This is a genomic window from Pseudoalteromonas sp. APC 3694, assembly GCF_030407565.1.
GTDB lineage: Bacteria > Pseudomonadota > Gammaproteobacteria > Enterobacterales > Alteromonadaceae > Pseudoalteromonas > Pseudoalteromonas tetraodonis.
The window spans coordinates 35,354-42,057 of sequence record NZ_JASDDE010000035.1; the positions used below are offsets into that span (position 1 = coordinate 35,354).

At 40.0% G+C, this 6,704-nt stretch carries 5 protein-coding genes; 2 read left to right on the plus strand and 3 right to left on the minus strand.

Annotated elements, in window-relative coordinates:
* Nucleotides 1-76 precede the first annotated feature (76 nt).
* The 3 genes from QMA00_RS12705 to QMA00_RS12715 form a co-directional block, all read right to left on the minus strand.
* Nucleotides 77-592: an RNA methyltransferase gene (locus QMA00_RS12705; RefSeq protein ID WP_064663205.1), complete on the minus strand. Its 516-nt coding sequence runs from the start codon at nt 590-592 to the stop codon at nt 77-79.
* Nucleotides 592-1,104 carry a YcgN family cysteine cluster protein gene (locus tag QMA00_RS12710; RefSeq protein ID WP_076922781.1) on the minus strand — a complete coding sequence of 171 codons (513 nt, stop codon included), beginning with the start codon at nt 1,102-1,104 and terminating at the stop codon, nt 592-594. Before QMA00_RS12710 ends, QMA00_RS12705 begins: the two co-directional genes overlap by 1 nt.
* A gap of 96 nt (nt 1,105-1,200) precedes the next feature.
* Nucleotides 1,201-3,018: a DUF885 domain-containing protein gene (locus QMA00_RS12715; RefSeq protein ID WP_076922780.1), complete on the minus strand. Its 1,818-nt coding sequence runs from the start codon at nt 3,016-3,018 to the stop codon at nt 1,201-1,203.
* Between the two features lie 159 nt (nt 3,019-3,177).
* Here QMA00_RS12715 and QMA00_RS12720 point away from each other — a divergent pair, with 159 nt between their 5' ends.
* Together QMA00_RS12720 and QMA00_RS12725 are read left to right on the plus strand one after the other, a co-directional pair.
* Nucleotides 3,178-4,449: an amidohydrolase family protein gene (locus tag QMA00_RS12720; RefSeq protein ID WP_175610057.1), complete on the plus strand. Its 1,272-nt coding sequence runs from the start codon at nt 3,178-3,180 to the stop codon at nt 4,447-4,449.
* Nucleotides 4,450-4,743: 294 nt separating this feature from the next.
* On the plus strand, nt 4,744-6,704 hold a 1,961-nt coding region (locus QMA00_RS12725; RefSeq protein WP_290157517.1), incomplete at its 3' end, for a TonB-dependent receptor.

The following is a 6,704-nucleotide window of genomic DNA, read 5'->3' on the forward strand; positions in this document are numbered from 1 at the left end:
AGTTAAATAGCTGACATCGACAGATTATGTTTTCATTTACATTTAGCAAGGGATAAACCTTAAACAGCAAATATGTTTAAGGTTGTTTTTGCCATTTCATTTTATTATTGGTATCGCGTGAAGTGATAATGGTTTCATCACTACTTTGAATACCGCCAAGCTTGGCGAGTCGGTCATAAAGAACAACATTACAGGTTGCTGCTAAATTCATACAGCCTATGGTTGGAATATAAACAACTTCATCACACCACTTTAAAACGTCTTTTGGCACTGAACCATCCTCTGGGCCGAAAACATAAAATGCGTTCTCAGGGTGGGTAAACTCAGGCAAGGGAGTCGCCCCTTCTATTAGCTCTATCACCACCACTTTAGCACCTTCAGGTTTACTTGATGCTAAATTATCAGTGGCGGTTAATGGAATACGTTGCACTACATTTTTAGTATCGGTATGAAATTTCTGTGCGTTTAAATAACGGTTGCCAGTAAAAAAAACCTGCTGTGCGTCATAACAGCCTGCGGCGCGTAATACGCCCCCCACGTTGGTCGGGCTTTTAGGATTAATTAAACCAATACTTGCTTGTAATTTACTCATTAGTTGCAATCCTTGGTTGGCCACTCGGCTATATACAAATCAAAATCTTCTAGCTTTACGTCACAGTCTTTTACGGTTTTATCTTTAACAGAAATGTTTAGCTCGTGCATTTTAGTTTTATCGCCGTTATTAAGTAACGGATGCCACGTTGCTAATCCACGTCCTTCGTGAAGTCGGCGATAGCTGCAGCTTTGCGGCATAAAGAAAATGTCTTTGAGGTTTTCTTTGGTAAGCTTAACGCAAGAAGGCACTAAGGTTTGGCGGTTTTCGTATTCACTACAACCACAGGTTGCGTTATCAAGGTATTGGCAAACAATATTGGTAAATATAAGTTGCTCACCTTCTCTTAGCTGATCGGTGGCGGTAAAGTCATCTTCGTCTTCGCTGTCAATAAAGGTGTTTAAACAACACTTTCCGCATCCGTCACAAATGGCTTCCCATTCTTGCTGGTTCATTTCATTGAGATTTTTGCTAAGCCAAAATTGGGTTTTTGCTAATTGTTGATCAAACATGGTGTTCTCGCGCCTTTTAAGAGCGCGCATTCTAACGTATTGCAGCAAAGCGCGCAAAGCCAATCCCTGTTCAAATAATGACTTTGCGCGATTATGTTACTGCTGAGATTTAACCCAACGTTTAATTTTTTGCTCTAAGATAGGCATAGGCAATGCGCCATCTATTAATATTTGCGTATGAAAGGCTTTAATATCAAATTGCTCACCTAACTGCTGGTGGGCGTAATCTCTGAGCTCTTTAATTTTAAACTCACCTAATTTGTACGATAATGCTTGCCCAGGCCATGCAATATAACGCTCAACCTCAGCAATAACATCGCTTTTTGCCATTGAAGAGTTTGCTAACATGTAGTCAATGCCTTGTTGACGTGTCCACCCTTTGGCATGAAAGCCTGTATCAAGCACTAAACGCATAGCTCTTAGCTGCTCATCGTTAAGACGCCCATACCACATATACGGGTCGGTAAATAAGCCAAGCTCTTTGCCAAGACTCTCTGCGTATAATGCCCAGCCCTCAGCAAACACAGTGTAGCCGCCAAATTTACGAAAATCGGGCAGGCTTTCCACTTCTTGTTGCAGTGCAATTTGAAAGTGATGACCAGGTGCTGCTTCATGAATAGATAGCGTTTCAAGTAAAAATTTAGGCTGCGCTTTTAAGTTGTAAGCATTAATGTAAAAGATACCCGGACGAGAACCATCTGGTGCAGGCCCAGCATAAGATGCCCCTGCTGCCGATTGCGCACGATAGGCTTCAACCGCTTTAACAATGTAAGGGGCTTTAGGCTCAATATTAAACAAGCGCGGTAAACGCGCATCTATTTTTAGTTTAATATCTTCATAGGCAGCAATTAACTCATCGGCTGTTTTATAATAAAACTCATCTGAGTCACGTAAGTGGTTAAAAAACGATGCTAAATCACCTTTAAATCCCACGGTATTTTTAACCGTTTTCATTTCACTTAAAATTCGAGACACTTCACGTAAGCCAATGTCATGAATTTCATCCGCTGATAAACTTAATGTAGTATTTTTCTTTATTTGGTAGTCGTACCACGCTTTACCGTTGGGTAAATCAGCATAACCAACAGAATCGCGAGCATGAGGAATATAGTCGTTGAGTAAAAACTCACTCATACGCTGATAAGCGGGCACTAATTTATCTAAAATAAGCGTTTTATACTGCTCAGTGAGTTGCTGTTTTTGTGCATTAGAAAATGAGTCGGGCATGGCCTTTATTGGTGAATAAAATAATGAATCTTCTGCGTTAGTTACTACGTGCACTTTAAACTGAGGCAATAATTTTTTAGCCAACGGCATAGGCAATACTACACCTTGTTTAACACCTTGCGCCATTGATTGTTCAACACTGGCTAACCATTTCACAAAACCATCAGCACGTTTAATAAATTGCTCATAGTCGGCAACAGTATTAAAGGGCTGTGCACTTTGCCCTGAACCAAATCCAGCAAAAGTATTATGTGCTCCCGACATTTGGTTAATCGGTAACAAATAATCTTTATATTGCATGCCCTCAAGCTTTAGGGCTAAATCTCGCGATAATACTTCAAAGTTAAGTAGCGCCTGCCCTGTTAATTGTGATTCATCGATTAGCGTTAAACGTTGTTGATATTTTTTATAAAAAGCAGTTTTTTTATCGCGATTAAGCTGCGATATCACCGGCAAAAATTGATCATCGAATTCATGGCGACCGTTATAAGTGGCGCTTAAGGGATTAAAGGTTAATGACTCATCGTAGTACTGGGCAACGAGCACATCCAACTGTTGCTCGGCTGATAACTCGCTTATCACAGGCGCGACCGGCTGATTTGTGTTTAATTGTGAGCTGGTGCTCATACAACCACTTAAGGCAAACATAACGCTACTGGCAACCAGTGCTATTTTAATAACTTTCATAAAGATCCTTGTTAGTTTTTACCCGCTAATTATGCGGTTTTAAATGGCTTAAATAAAGTAATTACGGTGAGTGGGATTCGTCGCTAGATAATTTACTCAATAGCTAATGATTGCTACATTCAGGTAAATTTAAATAATTAAATAATAAAAATGATCAAAATAAAAAAACATTTACTAACTACATCAATCGCATTACTGAGCTTAACCAGCGCAAGTACACTGGCAACCACCTATATATCGGCCAAAGCTTTGCTTGATGTAAAAACTGGAGAGCTAAAAGCTAATCCGTTAATCGCGATTGACGAGGGTGTAATAAGCCAAATTCAATTTAATAAAAAGCCAACGCTTACCAGTTATGATGAACTGATTAACCTACCTGAACTCACCTTAATGCCGGGGTTGATGGATATGCATGTGCATTTAACCAGCGATCCAACCGTTTCGCGCAGTGAACGTATAGGCCAATCAGTACCGCGTAGGGCTATTAAAGCCAGTTACTTTGCTAAAAAAACATTAGAAGCCGGCTTTACCACAGTGCGTAACCTAGGTGCAGAGGGCTTTAGTGTTATTGCGGTTCGCGACGGCATTAATGCAGGTGATATTATTGGCCCTCGCATCTGGGCTGCAGGCCCTTCTTTGGGGATTACTGGCGGACACTGTGACAATAATCGTTTGCCTCCAGAAATGAAATATACCGCCTCGGGGGTTGCTGATGGCCCATGGGCTGTTCGCATTAAAGTACGTGAAAATATTAAATATGGCGCTAATGCAATTAAATTATGTGCAACTGGTGGGGTATTTTCTAAAGGCACAAAGGTGGGCATACAACAATACGCATTTGAAGAAATGAAAGCCATTGTGGATGAAGCGCACATGCGAGAATTACCTGTTGCGGCTCACGCACACGGCACTAACGGCATTAAAACAGCCATTAAAGCCGGTGTAGACAGCGTAGAGCATGCTAGCTTTTTAGACGATGAAGCAATCGCGCTTGCAAAAGAGCATGGAACTTGGCTTTCTATGGATATTTATAATACAGAGTATACGCTGAGCTTTGGTGAGCAAAATGGTGTTGATGAAGAAAACCTAAATAAGGAACGTCTGGTATCAAAAAAACAACGCGATAGTTTTAAACGCGCTGTTGAAGCGGGGGTAAACATGGTGTTTGGTACTGACGCAGCAATTTATCCACATGGTGATAATGCCAAACAGTTTTCCCGTATGGTTGAATTTGGTATGAGTGAATTACAAGCTATTCAAGCCGCGACCATTAATAGTGCTAAATTATTAAAGGCAGATTCACAACTGGGGCAAATTAAAACCGGTTTTGCTGCTGATATTATAGCGGTGAGTGCTAACCCACTTAAAAATATTTCTACACTAGAGCAGATCCCATTCGTTATGAAAGCGGGTGTGGTTTACAAACAATAAACCCAAAACGCCTCTATAAGGTTGAGCTGCGCTCAACCTTAACAGTTTTTTAGCAAATTTAGCTAAGCTGCTCGTTTAGCCATCAATATTTTATTAAAAAATCTTTCTGCTAAACCAATTATCTACTGTAGTACTCCATTGAAATTTTCAAATATGATTACTTTTAAATCACATTGTATAACTATCAAGCAAACGTACCTATTTAAAGTAAAAAAAATTGAACTTTTTATTTAACTTTAAAATGATAACCATTATCATTCGCGAAAATTAACAAATGCGAATGGTTATCAGTTTATGAAAAGGTTTCAATACTCTCTCCTCACTCTAGCGTGCTTAAACGCAAGTTTAGCAATGGCTAACGAGTCACAAGTTAATTCAGATATTGAACGAATTAGCGTTTATGAGCAACAAAACCGAGTAGTGATGAATTCAGGTTTAGCGACTAAATCAGACATGTCACTAATGGAAACCCCTGCACCCGTGGTTATTGTTGATAAAGCACTAATTGCATCGCAAGGTATTGATAGTCTTCAGGATGTGATCCGCAATGTGAGTGGACTAACTCAAGCGGGTAATAACTATGGCATTGGTGACAACTTAGTTATTCGTGGCTTGGGCGCTAATTACACTTACGATGGCATGTATGGTGGAGCAGGCTTAGGCAATACATTTAACCCTACTCGTTCTTTAACCAATGTTGAATCGATTGAAGTGTTAAAGGGTCCTGCAACTGGACTGTATGGTATGGGTAGTGCCGGTGGTGTGATCAACCTGATTGAAAAAAAACCACAGTTTAACGAGCAACATACCCTAGAAATGGATATCGGTCAGTGGGATAGCTATTCGCTTTCACTCGATAGCACCAATGCACTAACTGATGATTTAGCTTATCGGGTAATGGCCAAAACCGCCTCTAGCGATGGCTTTCGTGATTTAAAAGAACAACGTGATGAAATTTACTCGTCTTTAAAATATGTGCTTAATGACCAGCAATCTTTTGTATTGTCTGGGGCATATATTAAAGATGCTATTGCAGTGGATTCTATTGGCCACCCTATTCGTATTTTTAACAGTGAATCGGTTAACGGTTTAACTGCAGGAGAAGTATCAGGCGCCGATTTAGTTAATGACCCTACAGCAAGTGGCTTACAATTGAGTGAAGCACAACGAAATGAACTCGCTAACTCTTTGGCAAGCAATGATGGTTTAACACCCTTTAACTTTGGTACCAATGGCATAATATCACCGATGGCAAAGGATAACGAAGGTGAAGAGCTGCGTTTTAAATTAGCGCACAATTACTACATTAGTGATGATTTATTTTTAAATCAACAGCTACAGTACCGTAATTACACCTCTAGCTTTGCTCGCCAAACAGGTGCTTATAATTATGTGTATTGGAACCGACGTGGTGTAATTAACCAAGATCCACGCGCACCGTTAGTTGTTGATAATGTATTACACCCTTTCGCAGCTAGACGCCAAGAATATCGCCAAGTAGAAGCAGATGAGAAATCATGGCAATACTTTTTAGATTTACGTTATGACTTTATGCTCGGCAATATAGAAAACGAATTACTGGTTAATGCCAACTACGAAGACCGAGATATTCGTTTTAAACAATACTCCATTTATGATGCCGATAAGGTCATTAAAAACAAAGCCGGAGAAGTTATTTACCAAGGTGCACTACCGTATATTTTTGATATACGCCAGCCAAATTGGCCTGCGGATGAATTTGCTGATTATGATCCGCTTAAAACCAGTGATTACAATAAAAAAGTACAAGCATGGGGCGTAGGCCTTCAACATGTTGCTTACATTAACGATAAAATCACCACCCGTATTGGTGTTGCTCATAATCGTATTAAACAAAGTTACGAGCACTTTGGTGTTGACCCTCGTTATAGCAAAAGCCGCGCAAATCCAACGCCAGAAGCAAATACCTCAGATAGCGGTTTAACGTACAATTTAGGTGCTACTTATCAAGTAAACGCTGATATGGCTTTGTTTTTAAATCACTCAAAAGGTCGTACAGCCTACAGTGTACTTGGCTCTGTTGCTGGTAATGAAGCCGATAGAGAAGACTCAGAATCTGTTAGTAACGATTTAGGATTTCGTTTTAAAGCGTTTGATGACCAATTACTGGCTTCAATTGTAGTATTTGAAAGTGCACGTACAAACCTAGAGTACGCCAACCTGCATATTCTCTCCAGCTTTGATCACCCAATTGCATTAACTTTGATCGCTTATTC